This is a genomic window from Lysobacter ciconiae (assembly GCF_015209725.1).
GTDB lineage: Bacteria > Pseudomonadota > Gammaproteobacteria > Xanthomonadales > Xanthomonadaceae > Novilysobacter > Novilysobacter ciconiae.
Genome location: NZ_CP063656.1, coordinates 1,127,935 through 1,147,952, shown reverse-complemented (window position 1 = coordinate 1,147,952; position 20,018 = coordinate 1,127,935). Strand labels below are relative to the sequence as shown.

The window sequence follows — 20,018 nt, the reverse complement described above, 5'->3', positions numbered from 1 at the left end:
CGGCTGGAACCAGCCGTCGCGAGGGTCAGCCCTGCGCGGCGACCACGTCGGGGTGACGCACCTGGCCCTCGCCGCGCACCACGTAGCGCTCGATGGTCAGCGACTCCAGCCCCATCGGGCCGTAGGCGTGCAGGCGGGTGGTGGAGATGCCGATCTCCGCGCCCAGGCCAAGCTGGCCACCGTCGTTGAAGCGCGAGGACGCGTTGACGACCACGGCCGAGCTGCGGATCTCGCGGATGAACCGGTCCACCGCATCGGTGTCGCGGCTGACGATCACCTCGGTGTGGTCGGAGGTGAAACGCTGGATGTGCGCCAGTGCGTCGTCGATCGAATCGACCACTTTCACCGCCAGCACGGGGGCGAGGAATTCGCGGTCGTAATCCTCATCCGTCGCCAACGATGCATCCGGGAACAACTCACGGGTGCGCTTGCAGCCGCGGATTTCCGCGCCGCGTGATTGCAGGTCCTTCAGCGCGCCCGGGAGCCACTCAGCAGCGACGTCGCCGTGCACCAGCATCGTCTCCAGCGCGTTGCACACGCCCGGACGCGATAGCTTGCCGTCGATGGCGAGCTGCAGGGCCAGGTCGAGGTCCGCGGCCTTGTCCACATACAGGTGGCAGACGCCCTTGTAGTGTTTGATGACCGGCACGCGCGCGTTCTCGGCAACGAAATGGATCAGCTTCTCGCCACCGCGCGGAATGGCCAGATCGATCAGGTCGGTCAGCTGGAGCAGCTCCAGCACGTGCTCGCGCGCGGTGTCCTCCACCAGGGTCACGGCCTCCGGCGGCAGGCCCTGCTCGCGCAGCGCCCGGTGCAGGCAGGCAGCGATGGCGATGTTGCTGTCGCGCGCCTCCGAGCCGCCGCGCAGGAGAACCGCGTTGCCGGCACGCAGGCACAGCGCGGCGGCGTCGGCGGTCACGTTCGGGCGCGCCTCGTAGATCATCGCGATCAGGCCCAGCGGAATGCGCACCTTCTCGACCTTCAGCCCGTTGGGCATGGCCTGGCTGCGGGTCACCTCGCCGACCGGATCGGGAAGCTCGCCGATCTCGCGGATGGCGGCAACGATGTCGGCCACCCGACCCTCATCCAGGCGCAGGCGGTCGAGCATTGCGCCGGTCGTGCCGGCCTTTTCGGCGCGCGCCATGTCGTGTGCGTTGGCGCTGAGGATATCGCTGCTGCCCTGCTCCACCGCGTTGGCCATCGCCTCGAGCATGGCGCCGCGTCGGGGCGCGTCCAGCTTGGCGATGACATGGGAGGCGGCGCGGGCGCGCCGGGCAAGATCGCGGACGTATCCACTCATCGAAAGTTCTCCTTGAAGTCTGGTTGACCCGAAACCCGGGTCGAAAGCGTGTTCAAAACTCGGCCGTTGAAGTGGGCGCCAGCAGGACCATGTCCTCGCGGCGGATCACCGAATGGCCGTGGTCGAAGCCGAGCAGCTTCTGGATGTCGCTGCTGTGGTGGCCGGCGATGCGGCGCAGGTCGCTGGACTGGTACTGGACCAGTCCGCGGGCAAGCCTGCAGCTGCCCTCCGCCGGAAGCACGTCGACCATCGCGTCGCGCGAGAAATCACCTTCCACGCCGATCACGCCACCCGGCAACAGCGAGGCGCCGTGCTCGCAAAGAGCTTCCACCGCGCCGGGGTCGATCCGGATCGCGCCGCCGCTTGGCGGTGTGTGCCGCAGCCACTGTTTACGCGCGACCAACTGGTCGCCGTGCGGCTCGATGTAGGTGCCCAGCAGGCGGTCCTCAGCCAGCGCGGCGATGGCCTTGGCGTCATGTCCGCAGAACAGCGCCGTGCCGATGCCGGCCGAGGCGCATTTGATCGCCGCCTCCAGCTTGGTGTACATGCCGCCGGTGCCCAGCTCGCCGGCACCGCCGGAGGTCATGCGCATGATGTCGGTGGTGATCTCGTCGATCTTCGGCACCGGCCTGGCGTCCGGGTCTTCCAGCGGATGTCCGGTGAACAGTCCGCTGGTGTCGGTCGCGATTAGCAGGATGTCCGCCTCGACCATCGTGGCCACCGCGGCCGCCAGGTTGTCGTTGTCGCCCAGCTTGAGCTCGGCCACCGCGACGGTGTCGTTCTCGTTGATGATCGGCAGCGCGCCGATGCGCAGCAGTTCGCGCAGCGTCGACTGCGCATTGAGGTAGCGACGGCGGTTGCGCAGGTCATCGTGGCTCAACAGGACCTGGGCGACCGGCTGCTCCATCAGGCCCTGCCAGAGCGCGAGCATCGGCGTCTGGCCGATGGCCGCCAGGGCCTGGCGCTGGATCACGCCCATGTTGTGGCGGGCCAGCAGTCCGCGACCGGCCGCGACGGCCCCGGAAGACACCAGCAGCACCTCGCGCCCCTGATCGGCGAAATGGCCGATCAGGCCCGCCAGGGCGGCAGCGTTGCGCTTTCCAAGCCCCCCTTTTCCGTCGGTCAAAAGACTGCTGCCGACCTTGATCACAGCGCGTTGCCAAGGGGGAAGGGGTTGCTCGGTAAATGCGGACGTCATCGTTGTAACCAGTGCTCCATGGGTGTGTGGCCAGCGGTGGGACAGGCATTGCCGTCGGGCAATGACGCTGGCAGGTCGCGGACATCGCGAACGGCTGGGCACTTCCGATGGCGATCGAACACGCCAACAGCGACCGTTGAAGGTCGCAACCAGAAGCTGCAGATACTCAAGCGTCAACAGGCTTGACGGGTAACAGCCCCGGTAGCGCACTGGTCCACCAGCCAGGCGCAGGAAGTGCGAATCCGAACATCGGTACGTCGTGGATGACGCCGGAAAACCGGATTCGACAAGCAGGCAAGCCTAACAGGCTCGCTTGCCCAACCCAACCCGGTGGCCGGTCTCCCGACCTTGGGCAGGGCCGGATTCGGCTAAGATCGGCTCAGCATTTTCACTCCGGAAGTCCAGGCATGAAGCGATCGAAAACCACCGCGCTGCTGTTGATGAGCGCCGCTCCGCTGCTGTTCTCGGCATGCCAGCTGGAGCCGCAGGGCCAGCTGCAGGAAGGCGTGTACACCTCGGTGGACAACTGCGCGCGCGCCACCGGCGAGTCGTCGACCTGCCAGCAGGCGTTCGAGACCGCGCAGCAGCAGGCCGCCGATTCGGCGCCACAGTTCGCCAGCCGGCAGGCGTGCGAGCAGGAATACGACGCCGATCAATGCGTGGAGCAGAAGACGCGCTCGGGCACCTCGTTCATCGGTCCGATGATGGCGGGCTTCTTCATGTCGCAGATGTTGCAGGGCCGCGCGGCCAGCGCCACCGCTGCAGCGCCCGCCGCCGCCCCGGCCTTCCGCGACAAGGCCAACGGCTGGGCTCGTCCGGCGGCGCCCGGCATGACCGGCGCCAACCGCACCGCCCTGACCCCGATCACCAGCCAGCCCAACCGCGCGGTCACCGCCAGTCGCGGCGGCTTTGGCGACAAGAGCCGCAAACGCACCAGCTCCGGCGGTTGACCGGGTGAAACGCATTGCCATTGCCGAGCGCTCCAACTGGCGCGCGCGGGCGGACGAGGCGGGCTTCCGTTTCCATACCATCGACGGCGAGCCCTACTGGGATGAAAGCGCCTATTACGCCTTCACCTTGCGCCAGATCGAAGACGACATCGAAGACCCCAGTCTTGAACTGCACTCCATGGCGCTGGACCTGGTCGGCGAGGTCGTTGCCAGCGAGGAGCTGATGGCCCGCCTCGCGATCCCGGAGCCGTTCCGGGACTGGATCGCCGAGAGCTGGCGACGACGCGACCCGCACCTCTACGGCCGCCTGGATTTCGCCTATGACGGCCATGGCCCGGCCAAGCTCTACGAACTGAATTACGACACCCCGACGTCGCTGTTCGAGGCATCGTTCTTCCAGTGGCAGTGGCTGGAGGACCAGCGCAACCGCGGTGCGCTGCCCGGTCATGCGGACCAGTTCAACTCGATCCATGAGGCGCTGGTGGAGCGCTTTGGCCAGCTGGCCGCGCAACTGCCGCCGCCGCTTTACTTCAGCGCGGTGCGCGACTCCGAGGAAGACCAGGGCACCGTGACCTACCTGCGCGATTGTGCGGCGCAGGCCGGGCTGCATGGTGCGTCCATCGCCATCGAGGACCTTGGGCTTTCCACGGACGGGCGCTTCACCGACACCGACGACGTGGTGATCGGCAGCCTGTTCAAGCTGTATCCGCTGGAAGACCTGATGGACGAGGAGTTCGGCCTCGCCCTGCCCGGCTCCGGCCTGCGGTTGCTGGAGCCGGCGTGGAAGGCGGTGCTGAGCAACAAGGGCATCCTGCCGCTGATGTGGGAGCGCCATCCGGGACACCCCAACCTGCTGGAGTCGCGCTTCGATGACGGCTCCGCGCTGGCAAAGGGCTGGGTGCGCAAACCCCTGCACTCGCGCGAAGGCGCCAACGTCGCCATGCACATGGCCGATGGGCGCTGGCAGGAGAGCGATGGGCCCTACAGCGGCCCCAACATCCGCCAGGCGCTGCATCCGTTGCCGGAGTTCTGGGGCAACTACCCGATGGTCGGCAGCTGGGTGGTCGGTGACCACCCCTGCGGAATCGGCGTGCGCGAGGATGCCAGCGCGATCACCCGCGACAGCGCGCGGTTCATCCCGCACGCGATCATCGACGAAGTCCAGCCGAGCGTGAAAATCTACGTCTGAGGCGCGCCTTCCGCCTGCCCGCCCAGTGCGTGCAGGCGCTCGCGAAGGAGGTCCAGACGAAGGTCACCGGCAGCCCCCGGTGATACGCGCGCCGCCAGGCTGGCATCCGCGTCGCCGGCTTCCCAACGGGCCGGATCGGCGGCCTGGCGGTAGGCATCGCGGAACGGCGTACCCGCCCGTGCCAGGTCCACGGCCAGGTCGGTCGCGTACATCGATGGCTCCAGCGCCGCACGCATCGCTTCGGGTTTCCATTCCAGGTTGCGCAGCAGGTCGGGCAGCAGCTCCAGTGCGCCCAGCCCGCGACCGAAGGCATGGAAAATCGCGCCCTTGCTGAACTGCAGATCGCGGTGGTAGCCCGACGGCAGTGACAGCAACTGCTCGATCTCGCTGCGCGCGGCAGCGACGCTCGCGTAGCTGGCGCGCATCAGTTCGATGACATCCGGGTTGCGCTTGTTGGGCATGATCGAGCTGCCGGTGGTGTACTGCGCCGGCAGGGTCACAAAACCAAACTCCGCGCTGGTAAACAGGCTCAGGTCCCAGGCCAGGCGGCGCAGGTCGAGCATGCCGCTGGACAGCGCTTCAATGGCCGCCATCTCGAACTTGCCGCGCGACAGCTGGGCGTAGGTTGCCGACACCTGCATGCGCCCAAAACCCAGCGCCTGCGTGGTGTGCTCGCGCGCCAGCGGCAGGTTGACGCCGTAGCCCGCCGCGCTGCCCAGCGGGTTGGCATCCACCCAGGCCAGGGTGTCGTCGGCGCGAGCGGCGTTATCGATGAACGCCTCCGCCCACGCCGACCACCACATGCCCGCCGATGACACGACCGCGCGCTGGAGATGCGTATAGCCCGGAAGCGGCAAGCCGGACTCGACGTCCGCCCGCGTCAGCGCGATGCCGGTGGTTTCCAGGCAGAGCTCGCGCAGGCGCGCCAGGCGGTCCTTCAACCACAGGCGCGTCGCCACCAGTACCTGGTCGTTGCGGCTGCGACCGGTGTGGATCTTGCGACCGGCATCGCCGAGCCGATCGATGAGGCGCGCCTCGATCGCCGAATGGCCATCCTCGTAGGTCTCGTCGAGGACAAAGCGGCCGCTGGCGAAGTCGTCGGCCAAGGTAGCCAGTTCGCGCTCGATCGCGTCCAGTTCGGTCGCATCCAGGATGCCGATCATCTGCAAGCCCTGCGCATGGGCGCGGCTGGCCTGGATGTCGAACAGCAGGAACTCGCGGTCGAGGATCACGTCGGCGCCGGCGCAGAAATGCTGGATGCGCTCATCCACCTGGACGCCGGGTTTCTGCCAGAGAAGCTGGGTCATGTCTTGGGTTTCCTGCGTGGATCAGACCGGGATGCCGGCCAGCTCGGGCAGCGCGAAGGCCCGATTGAGGTTCTGCATGGCCTGCGTGGCGGCACCCTTGAGCAGGTTGTCCTCGGTGGCGACGGCCACCAGCCGGCGCCCGTCCGCGGACAGGGCGAACCCGCCGATGTCGACGTGGTGCCGGCCGGCGATCGCGCTCACCCACGGGGCGTCGTCAACGATCCGCACGAGTGGCTCGTCGGCGTAGCGCTCGCGGTAGCGCGCAACCACTTCGTCGCGGCTGAAGACGCGCTGCAGATGCATGTTGGCGGTCATGGTGATGCCGCGGAAATGCGGCGCCACGTGCGGCATGAACTCGACCGGATGGCCGAGCCGATGGCTGACCTCGCGCTCGTGGATGTGACCGGCCAGTGCGTACGGCATGAGGTTGTCGCGCAGTATCACCGGATCGTTGCGGTCCGAGGGCGTGGTGCCCGCCCCCGAATAGCCGGACACCCCAAAGCACTGCGCAGGGCCGTCAAGCACGTCCAGCATGGGCGCGAGCACCAGTTGCATGGCGGTCGCGTAACAGCCCGGATTGCTGATCCGGCGCTGGCCGTCGTAACCCTTCCGGGTGAGTTCCGGCAGGCCGTAATACCAGTCCGCGTCAAAGCGGTAGTCGGCGGACAGGTCCACGATCACCGGGTTGGTTCCCGCGGCGTCCAGGGCAGCGATATACTCGCCGGCCTTGTTGTTCGGCATGGCGAGGATGTAGGCGTCCATGCCGGCGGTGGCGACGTTATCGGGCGTGGAGCTCTGGTAACGCAGTTCGCCGACGACGCCGTCGTGGTGGTCGGCCACGCGCTGGCCGGCGAATTCACGCGAGGACACGAATCCCAGCGAGAAGCGCGGGTGGCCGCCGATCAGGCGCATCAACTCGGCGCCGGTATGACCGCGCGCGCCTACCAGGCCGACGTTGATGATTGGCATGCTCATGGCACCACTCCCGCGGCAGCCGCCGACGGACCCGCGGCGTCATCGGCCGGATCGACCAGCGTCGCGCTGCGGATGGCGCAGTGGGCGACACAGTGGGCGATCTCGTCGAAATTGTTCAGGCCGTACCAGAACACCTTCCATTGATCCTGTTTGCAATGGCCGTCGGACTGCGCGTAGTAGAACGCGTTGACCGGATTGCCGTGCCGCGAGCGCCAGAACAGGCGCGGCGTCTGGTCGCACATCACCTGCCACACCGCGCGACCGAGGCCTTCGCCCTGGGCATCGTCAAGCACCGCGAACTTGTCCAGGTAGGTGAAGCCGTCCTCGTCGGTCAGCACCACCGCGGCGCGGTAGTTCTCGCTGACGTAGGCACGCAGCAGTCTGGTGCGCTCGAAGTAGTCCGGCGCCAGCCGGCGGCCGAACGCGGATTCGATCAGCGTGCGCAGGCGCGGCAGGTCCAGGGCTTCCCAACGGTCGGCCTGCAGCACCCGCTCACCGCGCCGGACCAGGGTGCCCGAGCCCTTGTGGGTGAACAGTTCCTTGGCCAGCTCGGAGGGCTGGGTGATCGACACCGACGAAGACGGCGGCAGCTTGTCGAGCAGATCCTTGACCTGCTGGATCTTCACCCGCATGCCGCCGTTGATCCACGGCTGGTTCATCAGGTCGGTGTATTCGGTGGACAGGTTGATCGAGTCGATGATCCTGCCCTGGTCGTCGAGCAGCCCGCCGGTCCCGGTCAGGAACACGATCTTGTAGGGCTGCAGCACCTGGACCAGCTCGCTGGCGGCAAAATCCGCGTTGACGTTGAGGATCTGGCCGCCGGTGGTTTCACCCAGGCTGGCGATGACCGGGATCGACCCGGCCTGCAGGCTCGCCTGGATCGGTGCCAGGTGCACCCGGGTCACCTCGCCGACCAGGCCCAGCGTGGCGCGGTCCAGGAAGTCCGCCTCGAACACGCCGGAAACAATGGACGTGGCACGCGCCCCGCCGCGCTGCAGGGCTTCCACCAGGCGCAGGTTCTGGGCGTGGAAAACGCGCCGCACGATTGCCAGTGCCTCCGGCGTGGTGACCCGCAGGCCATTCACCGTCTGCTTTTCGATGCCCGCGGCGGCGAACTCGTCATCCAGCTGCGGCCCGGCGCCGTGCAGGACGATCGGGGTCAGGCCCACGTCCTGCAGGAAGGCCAGCGACGAGGTGAGCGCGTCGAGGTCATCGCGCAGCACGGCCCCGCCGACCTTGACCACGGCAAAGCGCGCCGCGTCGAGCTGGGAGAAGCGCTTCAGGTACTGGCTGATCTCCTTGGCGCTGGCCATGCTGGACAGCAGGCGCACGATGGTCTGGCGGGTCTGGATATCGTTCGCGGAAGGCGGAATGGTCATGGGGATTCGTTGATGGGGGCGGTATTGTCAGGACGCGTTTGAGCCGGCGCAGCGGAACTCAGGTGGGTGGCTGGTCCAGGATGCGGCGGATGGATTCGGCGTAGCGCTCGAGCTGGTCGAGTTCGACCCACTCGTCGGCGGTATGGGCCTGGGCGATGTGGCCCGGCCCGTACACGATCGCCGTCATCCCGGCGGCGGAGAACAGCGACGCCTCGGTCCAGAAATCGACCGCGGGACCGATTGGCAGATCGAGCGCCTCGGCCAGGTCGCGCGCTTGCAGGCGGCGATCTTCCGCGGTGGCGATATCACCCGACGGCAGCGGCGGTCCGCGGAACGTTTCCTCGTAGCGCTCCACTGCGCCCGGCTCGGACAGCGTGCCGAACTGGTGGTGCAGCTCATCGATCGACATCGAGGGCAGCGGGCGGAAACCGAAGCGCACCTCGGCGCTTGGCGCGATCATGTTGGCCTTGATGCCGCCCTCGACCCGGCCGATGTTGAAGCGCAGCCCGGTCAGGCCTCCAAAGCGCTGGTGCGACTGGTCGGCGACGAAATCCAGCGCCCGGTTGCCCCAGCGCATCGCCTGGTGCAGCGCGCTGGCGTGGATGGCGTTGGCGCCGGAGGCATGGCCGGCCGCGCCCTGGAACTGCATCAGCACCGAGGCAATCCCGCGATGGGCCAGCACGGCCTCGCAGTTGGTCGGCTCGGCAACGACCACTTCCTCGAAGCCGTGGCCGCTGCCCAGGAAGGCGGCGATGCAGCGCGGGTCATTGGCTTCCTCGTCGGTGCTGAACAGGAAGGCCGCGTTGCCGCTGGTGACCGCTGCCGCCGCCAGCAGCCCGGCCGCCGCGCCCTTGATGTCGCAGGCGCCCAGGCCCACCGCGCGCCCGCCGTCGACCCGCAGCACGTGCGGGTCCGCGCTCCACGCCGGCGAGGACGGCACGGTATCCAGATGCACGTTGAACAGCCGCGTTGGCCGGCCGCGCACGGCGAGCATCGACACCGCGCCATCGCCGTGGTCGGTCATCTCGATCCGGAACCCCGGCAACTGCGCGCGCAGGTAATCGAAGATGCCGCCGGTGCCGATCAGCCGCGGCGGATTGCGGGTGTCGAAGCCGACCAGGGCTTCAAGATGGCGCAGGACCTCAGGAAGCACGGTTGACCTCGGCCCATAGCGTGCTGCTCATGCCGAACAGCTTGATGAAGCCTTCCGCCTCGGCCACGCCCCAGTCCGCGGCCTGGGCGTAGGTCGCGCCCTTGGCGTTGAGGATGTGCGGCGAATCGATCGCCACCGCAGTGACGCTGCCGCCGTGCGTTTCCACCACGACCTCACCGTTGACGGTCGCCTGGCTGGACGCGAGGAACGCTTCCAGGTCGGTTTTCAGCGGATCGTGGAAGAAGCCCTCGTAGACCAGCTCGACCCACTTGCGCGCGACCTCGGGCTTGAAGCGGTTCTGGTGCTTGCTCAGCACCGCCTCTTCCAGCGCCCGATGCGCGGTCTGCAGTGCGGCCAGGCCCGGTGCCTCGTAGATGATCCGGCCCTTCAGGCCGATGGTGGTATCGCCGGTATAGATCCCGCGGCCGACGCCGTACTCCGCGAACAGCGCGTTGAGCTTCGCCAGCATGGTGTGTCCGGGCATGCGGGCGCCGTCCAGGCTGACCGCCTCGCCAGCCTCGAAGCCGATCCGGACCTGCAGCGGCTGCTGCGGCCATTGCGCGCGCGGCTTGCACCAGCCGGTGGCACCTTCACCGGGCGCCTGCCAGCGATCGATCTCGCCGCCCGACATGGTCAGGCCCAGCAGGTTCTCGTTGATCGTGTAGGCCTGTTGCTTGGCGCGCACGCCGAAGCCACGGTCTTCCAGGTACTTCTGCTCGTAGGCGCGGACCTCGGTGTGCTCTTTCTGGATCTCGCGGATCGGCGCGATGATCTCGTAGTCGCCCAGCGACTTCACCGTCAGGTCAAAGCGCACCTGGTCGTTGCCCATGCCCGTGCAGCCGTGGGCGATGACCCGGGTCCCCAGCTCGTCGCAGCGCTTCAGCGCGGCATCGACGATCAGGTAACGGTCCGAGACCAGCAACGGGTACTGCGCCTGGTAGCCCTCGCCTGCCCAGATGAAGGGCTTGACGAAACCGTCCCAGATCGCCGGCCCGCCATCCACGGTGACGTGGGAGGCAACCCCCAGCTCGGCGGCGCGCTGCTCGATGAAGGTGCGCTCCTCGTCATCCACGCCGCCGGTATCGGCGAACACGGTATGGACCTGCCAGCCGCGCTCCTGCAGGTAGGGCACGCAGAAGCTGGTGTCGAGGCCGCCGGAAAAGGCGAGGACGATGGTCTTGTCGGTCATGGAAAGATCTCGGTGGGGTGGTTGCCGGCCAGAGCCGACATGATCGCCTTCTGCACGTGCAGCCGGTTCTCGGCCTCGTTGATGGCGATGCACTGCGGCGAGTCCATCACCGCGTCGGTCGCCTTGACGTTGCGGCGCAGCGGCAGGCAGTGGCTGAAGACGCCGTTGTTGGTCAGCGCCATCTTGGCCTCGTCGACGATGAAGTGGCGGTACTGGTCGCGGATGGGTTTTTCCGGCGCCCAGTTGCCGAAGTACGGCAGTGCGCCCCAGCTCTTGGCGTAGACCACATCGGCGCCGGCGTAGGCGCTGGTGATGCCGTGGCTGACCGCCAGCGAGCCGCCGCTCTCGGCGACGTTGTCCGCCGCCCAGCCCATGTAGCGCTCATCGAGCACGTAGTCCGGCGTCGGGCACAGCAGGGTCACGTCCATGCCCATGCGCGTGGCGATCGTCAGCGCCGAGTTGGCGACCGCGGTGTTGAGCGGCTTGGGGTGGTAGGTCCAGGTCAGCACGAATTTTTTGCCGCGCAGGTCGGCGGTGCCGAAATGCTCCTGCAGCGCCATCACGTGGGCCAGTTCCTGGCACGGGTGGGTGATGGTCTCCATGTTGATCACCGGCACCGGCGAGTATTTGGCAAACGACTTCAGCACGCGGTCCTGGCGGTCCAGCGACCAGTCGACGAACTTCGGGAAGGCGCGCACGCCGATCATGTCCACATAGCGCCCCAGCACCTGCGCGACCTCCGCGATGTGCTCCTCGGTGTCGCCGTCCATCACCGTGCCCAGGTCGAACTCGATCGGCCATGCGTCCTTGCCCGGCTGCAACACCACCGCGTGCGCACCCAGCTGGAACGCGCCCAGCTCGAAGCTGGTCCGGGTACGCATCGACGGGTTGAAGAACACCAGCGCGATCGACTTGCCCTTGAGCTGGTCGCCGAGCTTGTCGCGTTTGAAGGCCGCTGCCTGGACCAGCAGGGCGTCAAGCTCGGAGCGGGACCAGTCCTGGGTATTGAGGAAGTGCCTGGGGGTCATGCGTCAGTCCGGAAGTGAGGAAGCGATGGATGGAGATGGCGGAAAATCGGGTGCCGGGAACAAAAAAGCCCAGCTCGGTGGCTGGGCTTTTTTCGTCTGTCACGCCTGTTTTGCGTGCACGTGCGATGAGCTACCCGGCCGGAGTGGTGGGCAACGGTCGACGCGCGCGCGAGGTCATCCCTGCGGCCATGTAGGCGGAGGTCAGGATGTCGGCGTCGGCACGGAGGGCAATCATTGACCGCTGATCCTCGCATGCACTGGCGGGCACCGCAAGCATCTACGCACGCTCCGGCTAGTTTTCACGGTTGCTGCTGACAACCGGGGTCACACCGATGCGGATGCGCAGGCGGTTGCCCGGGTCCTCGGCCAGGCGCGAGCGGTATTTGGAGCCCTTGTAGATGTAATCCACGTCGTAGGCGATCGGACGCTGGAACTCGCGCCGGACCGGCACCACCGTGCAATCGCGCTTGCCGGCTTCCTCGGGTTCCTCGGGCTGGCGGCCCAGCACCCCCCGCACCGCTCCCACCACCCGCGACAGGCGCGAACCCACGTCCTCGTCCTCAGGGTCGGGCGTGCAGGTCTCCACCATCGCCGTCGCGGTGAGGGTCTGGTACACCGGCGTCACCCGCAGCACCTGCGCGTAGGCAAAGCGCACGTTCTCCAGCTGGGTCAGGGTCACGTCCTGCGCGCTGGCGGGAGCCGCTGCCACGGCGAACAGCAAAAGGGGCAGCAGGCGAAGACACATCATCGTGTTGGCGGACTCGATCGAGGGGGTGTTCAAGTGTATCGGCAACGGGGAGGGACAAATGAATCACTGCTGTAGTGGGCCCGCCGGCCGCGCGGCTGACCCTTCTGCCTGCGGACGCTAGAATGCCGCAACGTCTCTTTCGCGTGCCCCATGAGCCTGCATCTCTACAACACCCTGAGCCGACGGCTCGAAGCGTTCGTGCCGACCGACCCGGGCCACCCGACCATGTACGTCTGCGGGCCCACGGTCTACAACTACGTCCACATCGGCAATGCGCGCGGGCCGGTGGTGTTCGGCGTGTTGGCGGACCTGCTGCGACGGCGCTACGGCGCGTTGACCTACGCCCGCAACATCACCGACGTGGATGACAAGATCAACGCGGCCGCACGCGAGCAGCAGGTGCCGATCTCGGTCATTACCGACCGCTTCGCCGCCGCCTACCGCGATGACATGGCCGCGCTGGGCGTCGCGCCGCCCGACATCGAACCGGAAGCGACCGCGCACATCGGTCCGATGATCGCGATGATCGAGCAGCTGATCGCCTCCGGGCATGCCTATGCGGCCGAAGGCCACGTCCTGTTCGCCGTTTCCAGTTTCGAGGGTTACGGCAAGCTCTCGCGGCGCAACATCGAGGACATGCTGGCCGGCGCGCGCGTCGACGTCGCACCCTATAAGCGCGATCCCGGTGACTTCGTCCTGTGGAAGCCGTCCGACGAAGAGCTCCCGGGCTGGGAGTCGCCGTGGGGGCGTGGCCGCCCGGGCTGGCACATCGAATGCTCCGCGATGGCCGCCGCGCATCTGGGCGAGACCATCGACATCCATGCCGGCGGCGTGGATCTGCAGTTCCCCCACCACGAGAACGAGATCGCGCAAAGCGAGTGCGCCCATGGCGGGAAGCCGTTCGCGCGCTGGTGGCTGCACAACGGCATGCTCAACTTCGACGGCGCGAAGATGAGCAAGTCGGTCGGCAACATCGAGCGCGTCCATGACCTGGTGCAAAAGCACCCACCCGAAGCACTGCGCTACGCCCTGCTGTCCGCCCACTACCGCCAGCCACTGGATTGGTCGGATGCGCTGATCGAGCGCTCCACGCGCACCCTGGACCGCCTCTACGGCACGCTGCGCGACATCGATGCGCTCGCGGGCGACGCCGCGTCGACCAGTGCTGTCGATGCGCCGATACCGACCGCAATCGAAGCGGCGCTGGACGACGACCTCAATACACCACAGGCGCTGTCGGAGCTGGCGTCCATCGCTACCAGGGCGCGCGGAATGCGCAACACGCTCGCTGCTGCGGGCGGAAACCCGGACCCGGCAGAGTTGGCACCGCTGCTGGCGTCCGCGACCGAGCTGCGCGCCGCAGGACGCGCGCTCGGGCTGCTGCAGCAGTCGCCCGACGCGTGGTTCAACCGCGGCGGCGATGACGATGCGCATATCCAGGCGCTGATCGACGAACGCACCGCCGCCAAGGCCGCCCGCGACTTCGCCCGCGCCGATGCCATCCGCGACCAGCTCGCGGCTGAAGGCGTGGTGCTTGAGGACACTTCGGCGGGCGTACGCTGGAAGCGTGCCTGAGTCGCCCGACCCTTTTTCAAAGCGAGCTGCACCGTGACCGATGCCAACCTGACCACGCCGTTCCCGCTGGAACCCAGCGCCGCCGAAGCGCAAACCGCCATCCGCGACGAGTTTGCGTTTTTCGGCGACTGGTCGGAGCGCTACCAGTACCTGATCGACCTGGGGCGGAAACTGCCCGACCTGCCCGCGGAGCTGAAAACCGAGGAACATCGCCTGCTCGGTTGTCAGTCGATGGTCTGGATCGTCAGCCGCGGTGATGCCGACCGGCTCGACTTCCACGCGATCAGCGACTCGGCCATCGTCTCCGGCCTCATCTACCTGGCGCTGCGTGTCTACTCCGGCCGCAGCGCCAGCGAAATCGTTGCCACCGATGCCGAGTACATCGGCGACGTCGGGCTGGCCAAGCACCTCTCGCCGACCCGCAACAACGGTCTGGCCGCACTGCTCGCCTTCATCCGCGAGACGGCAACCCGGGCGTCGGGCCAGGGCTGAGCTTCCGCCGGGTAAAAAACGGAAAACCCCGCCATGGGCGGGGTTCCGGGTACTTCGTTCGCGCGCAGATCGCCGCGCAATGCGGCTGGTTCAGTCGCCCATCTGCTTGCGCAGGTGCTCCCAACGTTCCTGCGCGTCGATCGTGCGTTCGGCCGTCAGGCGCGCGTCCAGGCGCTCCAGTCCGATTTCCTCACCGGTATCCACGCAGTAACCGTAATCACCGGTGTCCACGCGCTTGAGCGTGCTGTCGATCTTGCTGATCAGCTTGCGGTAGCGGTCGCGGGTGCGCAGCTCCAGCGAGTTTTCAGTTTCGCGGGTGGCGCGCTCGGCCTCGTCGCCGACGTCGCGGACCTCGTCCTTCAGGTTCTCGATGGTCTGCTTTGACTCTTCGACGAGATCGTCGCGCCACTGCAGCAGGCGCTGGCGGAAATACTCAAGCTGCAGCGCGCTCATGTACTCCTCGTCCACCGAGGGGAAGTAGTCCTTGGGCACGATTGGGCGGCCGGACGCCTTGTCGATCTTGTGCGGGACGACCTTGAACTTGGTCTTGACGGCAGGCGGCTGCGACTTGCCGACCACGGCAACCGCGACCTTGCTGAGGCGGCGCTTGGCCGGAGCTGCGGACTTCACCGGCTCCTTGGCCGGGGCGACGGTTTTGGCTGGCGCCTTGGCGACTTTCTTCACTGCTGCTTTCCTGGCTGGCGCCTTTTTCGCCGGAGCGGGCTTCGCCGCTGCGACGCTGGTGGACGCTTCTTTTTTCACCACAGCCTTCTTGGCTGGGGACTTCTTGGCTACCGGCGCCTTCTTCACCGCGGCGGATTTGGTGGTCGTTTTCTTGGCGATGGGCTTGCTGTCGATGGTGCTGGCTACCTTCTTTTTTGCGGCCGCCTTGCTGGCTGCGGCCGTCCTGGATGGGGACTTGGCGACCGGTTTCGCGGCCGCGGGGGTCTTGCTGGCAACGGGGCGTTTGACCGCTTTTTCCGTCGCCTTGACGGTGCCTGCGGCCGCGGTCTTGCCGGACGCCGCTACGGGCGTTTTCTTGCCTGTCTTGGCGACCTTCGTCGCGGATTTTTTCACGGCCACGAGCCACCTGTCCTTGTTCGGTTCCCTTGTGACGGGAAAGCGCGCTGTTATACCCTGCCCCAGCACCCGCGGCAACCAGGTAACGATATGCCGGCGGTTTTCCACCCGTGCGGTGCCGGTCAAGGCCACCGCTCCTGCTGGACAGGACGCTGATTCGTTCCATTCTACATTTCCGGTGTGATGGCTGCCTGACAATGGAATACCGTGATTGACCGTCTGCTCATCGCGCTGCTGCGAGGATACAAGCGCTGGATCAGTCCCCTGCTGGGTCCGCGTTGCCGGTTCCACCCCACCTGCTCGGAGTATGCGATGCAGGCCATCGCCCGCTTCGGCGCGCTCAAGGGCGGGTGGCTGGCGTTGCGCCGCATCCTGCGTTGCCACCCCCTGCACCCCGGCGGCAACGATCCGGTCCCACCTGCGTCGTGATCTCCCATCTTCGAGGACGTCCATCCATGCCATCCCCCGCCACGCTCATCGTCAATGCCCGTCTGGTCAATGAAGGCCGCGAGTTCGACTCCGACCTGCGAATCCTCGACGGCCGCATCGCACAGATCGGGCCCGGACTCTCCGCCCGGCACGGCGAAACGGTGGTCGATGCGGCCGGTCGCCGCCTGTTGCCCGGCATGATCGATGACCAGGTCCACTTCCGCGAGCCGGGGATGGAATACAAGGCCGACATGGCCATCGAGTCCGGCGCCGCGGTGGCCGGCGGGTTGACCAGTTTCATGGACATGCCCAATACCAGTCCGCCGACGCTGGACGCGCGCGCACTGGAAGACAAGTACGCGCGCGCCGCCGGACGCGTCTGGGGCAACCACGGCTTCTACCTGGGCACCAGCACCGACAACCTGGAATCGATCCAGCGGCTGAATCCGCGCTCGGCGCCGGGGGTCAAGGTGTTCATGGGCGCGTCCACGGGCAACATGCTGGTCGATGATCCGGAAGTGCTGGATGCGGTGTTCCGCGACGTGCCCACGCCGATCATCACCCACTGCGAAGACACGCCGATGATCGAAGCGGCGACCGCGGCATACAAGGCGAAATACGGCGACGACATCCCCGCCGAGTGCCATCCGGACATCCGCTCGCGCGAGGCGTGCATCAAATCGACGCGGCTGGCGATCGAGCTGGCCCGCCGCCATGGCACCCGCCTGCACGTGCTGCACATCTCGACGGCTGACGAACTGGCGTTGTTCGAGCGCGGCCCGCTGATACGCGCCGACGGCAGCCGCAAGCAGATCACCGCCGAGACGTGCATCCACTTCCTGCGCTTTGACCGCAGCGACTACGCCGAGCTGGGCCACCTGATCAAGTGCAACCCGGCGATCAAGGATCCGGCCGATCGCGAGGCCCTCATCCGCGCGCTGGCCGATGACGTGATCGACGTGCTTGCGACCGACCACGCGCCGCATCTGCTGGAAGAGAAGCAGAGCGTCTACACCCGCGCTCCCAGCGGTTTGCCACTGGTCCAGTACGCGCTCAACGCGGCGCTCGAGCTGGTCCACGAAGGGCACCTCACCACCGCGCAGGTGGTGCAGAAGTTCGCCCACGCACCGGCCCAGCTATTCGACGTCAGCCAGCGCGGTTTCCTGCGCGAAGGCTATGCCGCCGACCTGGTCCTGATCGACGACGTGCCGCTGACCGTCCGCCGCGAGGACGTGCTGTCCAAATGCGGCTGGTCACCGTTCGAGGGGAAAACCTTCCACAGCCGCATCGGTGCGACCTGGGTCAACGGCACGCTTGCCTGGGACGGCGAGCGGCTGGTCGGATCGCCCAATGGTCAGCGCCTGGCGTTCGATCGATGAGGGCGGGCTTGGCGGCCACTCTGGCCCTCCTGTCCGCGTGTGCATCGGTCGTGGCGACAGCCGCGGCCGGCGCCGTTGCAGCGGAACGGGCGCCTGTCGACATGCGCCCGGCGACATCCGCCGCGGACACGGAGACGATCGTGTTCCCCGCCACCGTGGAACAGGGTTCGCTGGTGATCGGCAAGGTGCCGGCCGGCAGCCGCGTCCGCCATTCGGGTCGCGAGCTGCGGGTAACCCCTTACGGCACGGTGGTGTTCGGGCTCGCGCGCGACGTCGGGGCCACCGCCACGGTCGAGGTCACGCCACCTGCCGGCCAGGCCAGCACGCGGAGCATCACCGTCACACCCCGCGAGTGGCCGATCGAGCGCGTCAACGGTGTGCCCCCCAGTACCGTGAAACCGGCCCCCGCGCTCGCGGCAAGGATCGCCCGCGAGCAGGCACTGGTCACCGCCGCCCGCCAGCGCGACGACGCCCGCACCGATTTCACCCAGGCGTTCGTCTGGCCGGTCGAGGGCCGCATCAGTGGCCGTTTCGGCAACCAGCGCGTCTACAACGGCTCACCCGGCTCGGCGCACTCGGGAATGGACATCGCCGCCCCAACGGGCACGCCGGTCAAGGCGCCCGCCGCCGGCGTGGTGACCTTAGCCGACAACCTCTACCTCACCGGCGGCACGCTCCTGCTCGACCACGGCCACGGGGTCAGTTCCAATTTCCTGCACCTGTCGCGGATGGATGTGGCGGTGGGCGATCGGGTCGAACAGGGACAGGTGATCGCCGCGGTGGGCGCGACCGGGCGCGCGACCGGTCCGCACCTGCACTGGGGCATGAACTGGCTCGACGTGCGGGTGGACCCGCTGCTGGTGCTGCAACGCTCCCGCTGATGGCGGAGCGTGCGGTCAGGCAGGCGCGGTCGTGGCGGTCACCGCCAGGCGACCGGTAACCCGGTCCCGCCCGCCCGCCTTGCTCGCATACAGGGCGGCATCCACGCGATCCAGCAGCTGCGCCGCCGTTTCCCCGTCCACGAGTTCGGCGACCCCGAGGCTGAGCGAGGCGTCGAACAGGTGGCCGTCGATCGACAGTGGCCGACAGTTCACCGCCGAGCGCAGGTTTTCCGCGACGCCCATGGCCTCCTCCAGATGGGTGTCGGGCAGGATCACCAGCAACTCGTCGCCGCCCCAGCGACCCAGGCTGTCGTAGGTGCGCAGCCGGTTGCGGGTGCGCAACGCGATGATTTTCAGGCACGAATCGCCGATGCCGTGGCCGTACTCATCATTGATCCGCTTGAACCGATCGATATCGAAGAACACCACCGACAGCGGGATCCGGCGCCGATGCGACTCCTCAACACACGCCTTGAGCCGGTTCTGGATGGCCGTCCGCGACATTGCCCCGGTCAGCACATCCACGCTGGCCATGCGGCTGGCGCGGTCGCGGTCACGGCGCAGCTGCTGCAAGGTATCGCTCAGGCCGACCATCAACGCCATGCCGGCAAACAACAAGGCCGCCGGTAACGCGTGCATCAGCCACGACGGCCCAGCCCACAGGCCACTGGTCTCGCCCACGCGGACCATGAGCAGCGAGGCCATCGGCACCCACGACGCCAGCACGAAGTACCCCGAGCGCTGTCGCCCCAGGCAAGCAAAGACCGCCGCGATCACCACCGCCACCGTGCCCAGCACCAGTACCAGGTTGCCCACGACGGGCACCCAGTGCGCGGCCGTAATCCACGTGCCGAGCGCCAACAGGCTGAACACGCCCAGGCAGGCCAGCAGCAGCGTCCACAGCGCCGGCTGCCGGGCGCGCATGTCCAGGTAGCGGGTGAGGAAGATCACGTTGAATGCCGCGTTGGCGACCACGAACAGGCGCGGCCAGCGCCAGTCCGTCCCGAGCAGTTCGGCCAAGGCAGGCACCATGCGGATATCTCCGCTGTTGGTGGCGAAAAATGCGACCTGGGCAAGCAGGCTCAGGCCGAGATAGGCGTACCCCCGCTCGCCGATGCCGATCCACAGGCCGAGCGCCAGCAATCCCATCAATCCCAGTCCGCCCAGCAGGAACGCCCGCCCCGCCACATGGTTGAGGTCGGCATGATGGACCGCCGCCAGCGACTCGATCGAGACCGACATGGGGGTACTTATCGGCGACTCGACGCGCAGGTAGATCGGTTGCCCCGCAGGCAGGCCCGCTGGCAGGGGAAACACCAGCGCGCGGCTGGAGAAGCCAGGGTCTGCATCAGGACCCAGCAGGGCCCGGGTGATTGGCGCGGTGCTTCCAGGCAGCCAGGCTTCAACCGTGTTGTGTCCCGGGGACTGGAGCACCAGCTGCGCTCGCAGGGGTTCGTCCAGCGTGCGGTTGGCGGTGATCTTCCACCAGCGCGGCTGGGGGGTGAACTCATGGATCACCTGCCCCGCAACGGGCGCAAATTCGTTATCGAGAAGTCCGGCAGTGACGTCGACAACGTCCGCCTCAGGGTCCAGGCGCGCGACTGAAAGCTCCGCCAGCGTCCCGGCAGGCGGGGCACCGAGGACCTGTCCCGACATCAGCAGGCTGGGCAGCACGACCCAAAGCACGAATACGGCCCACCGTCGCCCCACGGCGAGCCTGCCGTCGGACGACCGCCTGCTTCGTTTCGCTGGTTCCATACGCCCCC

General features: G+C 67.4%; 18 protein-coding genes. 7 read left to right on the top strand and 11 right to left on the bottom strand.

Going from position 1 to position 20,018, the window contains the following annotated elements:
* Nucleotides 1–25: 25 nt before the first annotated feature.
* Both INQ41_RS05325 and proB read right to left on the bottom strand, forming a co-directional pair.
* Nucleotides 26–1,300: a glutamate-5-semialdehyde dehydrogenase gene (locus tag INQ41_RS05325; RefSeq protein ID WP_193986837.1), complete on the bottom strand. Its 1,275-nt coding sequence runs from the start codon at nt 1,298–1,300 to the stop codon at nt 26–28.
* Between the two features lie 52 nt (nt 1,301–1,352).
* Nucleotides 1,353–2,498 carry a glutamate 5-kinase gene (gene proB, locus INQ41_RS05320; protein ID WP_193986835.1) on the bottom strand — a complete coding sequence of 382 codons (1,146 nt, stop codon included), beginning with the start codon at nt 2,496–2,498 and terminating at the stop codon, nt 1,353–1,355.
* A 407-nt stretch (nt 2,499–2,905) separates the two neighbouring features.
* On the opposite strand from proB, the gene INQ41_RS05315 reads away from it, so the two are divergent.
* A complete protein-coding gene (locus INQ41_RS05315) occupies nt 2,906–3,448 on the top strand; it encodes a DUF1190 domain-containing protein (RefSeq protein WP_193986834.1) in 543 nt (180 codons plus the stop codon).
* Nucleotides 3,449–3,452: 4 nt separating this feature from the next.
* The gene (locus tag INQ41_RS05310; RefSeq protein ID WP_193986832.1) at nt 3,453–4,637 is read left to right on the top strand and encodes a glutathionylspermidine synthase family protein; all 1,185 of its coding nucleotides are present in this window, start codon (nt 3,453–3,455) and stop codon (nt 4,635–4,637) included.
* On the opposite strand, the gene argH is transcribed toward INQ41_RS05310, so the two are convergent.
* From argH to INQ41_RS05275, 7 genes are all read right to left on the bottom strand, one after another.
* Complete coding sequence (gene argH, locus INQ41_RS05305; RefSeq protein ID WP_193986830.1) at nt 4,628–5,944, bottom strand: argininosuccinate lyase; 1,317 nt, start codon at nt 5,942–5,944, stop codon at nt 4,628–4,630. The two genes, INQ41_RS05310 and argH, sit on opposite strands and share 10 nt — an antisense overlap.
* Nucleotides 5,945–5,965: 21 nt before the next feature.
* Nucleotides 5,966–6,919 carry an N-acetyl-gamma-glutamyl-phosphate reductase gene (gene argC, locus INQ41_RS05300; RefSeq protein ID WP_193986829.1) on the bottom strand — a complete coding sequence of 318 codons (954 nt, stop codon included), beginning with the start codon at nt 6,917–6,919 and terminating at the stop codon, nt 5,966–5,968.
* Complete coding sequence (locus INQ41_RS05295) at nt 6,916–8,298, bottom strand: acetylglutamate kinase (RefSeq protein WP_193986827.1); 1,383 nt, start codon at nt 8,296–8,298, stop codon at nt 6,916–6,918. Before INQ41_RS05295 ends, argC begins: the two co-directional genes overlap by 4 nt.
* 58 nt (nt 8,299–8,356) lie before the next feature.
* Nucleotides 8,357–9,451 carry an acetylornithine deacetylase gene (locus tag INQ41_RS05290; RefSeq protein ID WP_193986825.1) on the bottom strand — a complete coding sequence of 365 codons (1,095 nt, stop codon included), beginning with the start codon at nt 9,449–9,451 and terminating at the stop codon, nt 8,357–8,359.
* The gene (locus INQ41_RS05285) at nt 9,441–10,640 is read right to left on the bottom strand and encodes an argininosuccinate synthase (RefSeq protein WP_193986823.1); all 1,200 of its coding nucleotides are present in this window, start codon (nt 10,638–10,640) and stop codon (nt 9,441–9,443) included. Before INQ41_RS05285 ends, INQ41_RS05290 begins: the two co-directional genes overlap by 11 nt.
* Nucleotides 10,637–11,668 (bottom strand): N-acetylornithine carbamoyltransferase, encoded by a 1,032-nt coding sequence (locus tag INQ41_RS05280; protein WP_193986821.1) that lies wholly within the window; start codon nt 11,666–11,668, stop codon nt 10,637–10,639. Before INQ41_RS05280 ends, INQ41_RS05285 begins: the two co-directional genes overlap by 4 nt.
* A gap of 292 nt (nt 11,669–11,960) precedes the next feature.
* Nucleotides 11,961–12,416 (bottom strand): hypothetical protein, encoded by a 456-nt coding sequence (locus INQ41_RS05275; RefSeq protein WP_193987227.1) that lies wholly within the window; start codon nt 12,414–12,416, stop codon nt 11,961–11,963.
* 150 nt (nt 12,417–12,566) lie between these two features.
* Here INQ41_RS05275 and cysS point away from each other — a divergent pair, with 150 nt between their 5' ends.
* Together cysS and INQ41_RS05265 are read left to right on the top strand one after the other, a co-directional pair.
* On the top strand, nt 12,567–13,991 hold the full coding sequence (gene cysS / locus INQ41_RS05270; RefSeq protein ID WP_193986819.1) for a cysteine--tRNA ligase: 1,425 nt from the start codon (nt 12,567–12,569) through the stop codon (nt 13,989–13,991).
* 48 nt (nt 13,992–14,039) lie between these two features.
* Entirely contained in the window at nt 14,040–14,483 is a 444-nt protein-coding gene (locus INQ41_RS05265; protein WP_193987226.1) for a SufE family protein, read from the top strand.
* 90 nt (nt 14,484–14,573) lie between these two features.
* On the opposite strand, the gene dksA is transcribed toward INQ41_RS05265, so the two are convergent.
* The gene (gene dksA, locus INQ41_RS05260; RefSeq protein WP_193987225.1) at nt 14,574–15,566 is read right to left on the bottom strand and encodes an RNA polymerase-binding protein DksA; all 993 of its coding nucleotides are present in this window, start codon (nt 15,564–15,566) and stop codon (nt 14,574–14,576) included.
* A 204-nt stretch (nt 15,567–15,770) separates the two neighbouring features.
* On the opposite strand from dksA, the gene yidD reads away from it, so the two are divergent.
* The 3 genes from yidD to INQ41_RS05245 all read left to right on the top strand — a co-directional run bounded on the left by yidD (nt 15,771) and on the right by INQ41_RS05245 (nt 18,252).
* Nucleotides 15,771–15,992, top strand: a complete 222-nt coding sequence (gene yidD, locus INQ41_RS05255; RefSeq protein ID WP_193986817.1) for a membrane protein insertion efficiency factor YidD — start codon at nt 15,771–15,773, stop codon at nt 15,990–15,992.
* Nucleotides 15,993–16,018: 26 nt separating this feature from the next.
* Nucleotides 16,019–17,371, top strand: coding sequence for a dihydroorotase (locus INQ41_RS05250; protein ID WP_193986815.1), 1,353 nt, complete (start codon nt 16,019–16,021; stop codon nt 17,369–17,371).
* A 101-nt stretch (nt 17,372–17,472) separates the two neighbouring features.
* The gene (locus INQ41_RS05245; RefSeq protein WP_228076712.1) at nt 17,473–18,252 is read left to right on the top strand and encodes a M23 family metallopeptidase; all 780 of its coding nucleotides are present in this window, start codon (nt 17,473–17,475) and stop codon (nt 18,250–18,252) included.
* A 15-nt stretch (nt 18,253–18,267) separates the two neighbouring features.
* Here INQ41_RS05245 and INQ41_RS05240 read toward each other — a convergent pair whose 3' ends face one another.
* Nucleotides 18,268–19,938 (bottom strand): diguanylate cyclase, encoded by a 1,671-nt coding sequence (locus INQ41_RS05240; protein ID WP_193986811.1) that lies wholly within the window; start codon nt 19,936–19,938, stop codon nt 18,268–18,270.
* Between the last annotated feature and the right edge of the window lie 80 nt (nt 19,939–20,018).

What these genes read in the sequence shown, in the direction of transcription:
- INQ41_RS05285 (WP_193986823.1), bottom strand. Translation starts at nt 10,640, where the DNA reads ATGACCGACAAGACCATCGTCCTCGCCTTTTCCGGCGGCCTCGACACC.
- INQ41_RS05280 (WP_193986821.1), bottom strand. Translation starts at nt 11,668, where the DNA reads ATGACCCCCAGGCACTTCCTCAATACCCAGGACTGGTCCCGCTCCGAG.
- proB (WP_193986835.1), bottom strand. Translation starts at nt 2,498, where the DNA reads ATGACGTCCGCATTTACCGAGCAACCCCTTCCCCCTTGGCAACGCGCT.
- argH (WP_193986830.1), bottom strand. Translation starts at nt 5,944, where the DNA reads ATGACCCAGCTTCTCTGGCAGAAACCCGGCGTCCAGGTGGATGAGCGC.
- INQ41_RS05275 (WP_193987227.1), bottom strand. Translation starts at nt 12,416, where the DNA reads ATGATGTGTCTTCGCCTGCTGCCCCTTTTGCTGTTCGCCGTGGCAGCG.
- INQ41_RS05295 (WP_193986827.1), bottom strand. Translation starts at nt 8,298, where the DNA reads ATGACCATTCCGCCTTCCGCGAACGATATCCAGACCCGCCAGACCATC.
- argC (WP_193986829.1), bottom strand. Translation starts at nt 6,919, where the DNA reads ATGAGCATGCCAATCATCAACGTCGGCCTGGTAGGCGCGCGCGGTCAT.
- INQ41_RS05325 (WP_193986837.1), bottom strand. Translation starts at nt 1,300, where the DNA reads ATGAGTGGATACGTCCGCGATCTTGCCCGGCGCGCCCGCGCCGCCTCC.
- cysS (WP_193986819.1), top strand. Translation starts at nt 12,567, where the DNA reads ATGAGCCTGCATCTCTACAACACCCTGAGCCGACGGCTCGAAGCGTTC.
- INQ41_RS05250 (WP_193986815.1), top strand. Translation starts at nt 16,019, where the DNA reads ATGCCATCCCCCGCCACGCTCATCGTCAATGCCCGTCTGGTCAATGAA.
- INQ41_RS05245 (WP_228076712.1), top strand. Translation starts at nt 17,473, where the DNA reads ATGCGCCCGGCGACATCCGCCGCGGACACGGAGACGATCGTGTTCCCC.
- INQ41_RS05315 (WP_193986834.1), top strand. Translation starts at nt 2,906, where the DNA reads ATGAAGCGATCGAAAACCACCGCGCTGCTGTTGATGAGCGCCGCTCCG.